The organism is Aetokthonos hydrillicola CCALA 1050 (genome assembly GCF_017591665.1).
GTDB classification, from domain to species: domain Bacteria; phylum Cyanobacteriota; class Cyanobacteriia; order Cyanobacteriales; family Nostocaceae; genus Aetokthonos; species Aetokthonos hydrillicola.
On sequence record NZ_JAAKGC010000415.1, the window covers coordinates 1 to 1,250 of the forward strand.

General features: G+C 40.3%; 2 protein-coding genes. Both read left to right on the plus strand.

All coding sequences use genetic code 11. From position 1 onward, the window contains the following. Nucleotides 1-344: diacylglycerol/polyprenol kinase family protein (locus G4P69_RS38440; protein ID WP_243903196.1), on the plus strand; the 344-nt coding region annotated here is incomplete at its 5' end. 550 nt (nucleotides 345-894) lie between these two features. After that, nucleotides 895-1,250 (plus strand): peptidase associated/transthyretin-like domain-containing protein (locus tag G4P69_RS38445; RefSeq protein ID WP_208355269.1); only part of this gene is annotated, 356 nt, incomplete at its 3' end.

Below are 1,250 nucleotides of genomic sequence, written 5' to 3' on the forward strand. Positions count from 1 at the left end.
TCTTGCAACAACCCCACTATGCAGCACTAGGAATTTTGGTTATGGCGTGGGGAGATGGACTTGCTGCACTGATTGGACAACGCTTTGGGAAGCACAAGTATAAACTCTTCGGTAAGCAAAAAAGCTGGGAGGGTTCCCTAGCAATGGCGATAACTAGCTATATCGTCAGTCTTTTCATTTTACTGAGTGTTCAAGGTAACACTTGGCAAACTTGGGTGATATCGTTAATAGTGGCATTAGTCGCTACTGCCTTAGAGACTTTTTCGTTTTTAGGTGTTGACAATTTGACAGTTCCATTAGGCAGTGCAGCCTTAGCGTTTTTCTTAACTCAGATTATTTTCTAGTAAAAATGCTATACAATTATAGCTAAAATCCACATTCTCTACTTTTGAGGGAATCTATAGAAGATAACGATAATTGAACACAAGGTAGGATTGATACAGATTTAGCTTCCTAGGGCTTTGTGGTAGAATCAATTTCTTATGTTATCAGTCAGGAATTTGCTGGGATCAAGGGTTTCTCGTTAAATCTTGTAACCTAATAATTGAGAAATAAAAAAGTGGTGCACTATACAATTTTCAACCATGATATTATGGTCTGTACTCATCAAACTGTGGTGGGTAACCATCTTTGGGTTTGAAATATGTTTTTCAGCAAAGTCATCAGGGGTTAACGCCCCGAAATTAAAGCCTCTGGACAAGCGGCAGCTGACTGCCTTGATTGAAACAGGAAATGTCAATTGATGTCTAGTAAATATGGAATACCAAGGCTCCAACGTTAAACATCAGGTGAGTCCGTAGAGGCTTCAGTCCCCGTCAAAATTCTTTTTGAGTTTTAAACCTACAATCCCATCGTTTCAAATGAGCGAACATACACCAAGAAAGGAGCTTATAGATGGTATACCGATTCCAAATACTTGATCCGATAGGCCAACCTGTTCCAGGAGCTAGAGTTCGTATTGAATCTCTGTTTGATGTCTCTGATGGAGAAGGACAATGTCTGTTTTTAATTGAGGATAGCATGATCGGCAGACCTATAACCATCATAGTAGTAGCTCAAGGATATACACCGTATAGACGCAATACAGTTTTTTCTTCTAGAAACGGAGTTGAATCTGTGCAACTTGGAAACGCGTTAGAGAACCCTAGCGAACCACCAATAGCCATCAAGGTTGCTAAGATCGGGGCGATAGCGACAGTTACAGCAGCATTGATAACTGGCTTGGTAATGCAGTTTTCTAACAAGTTCAC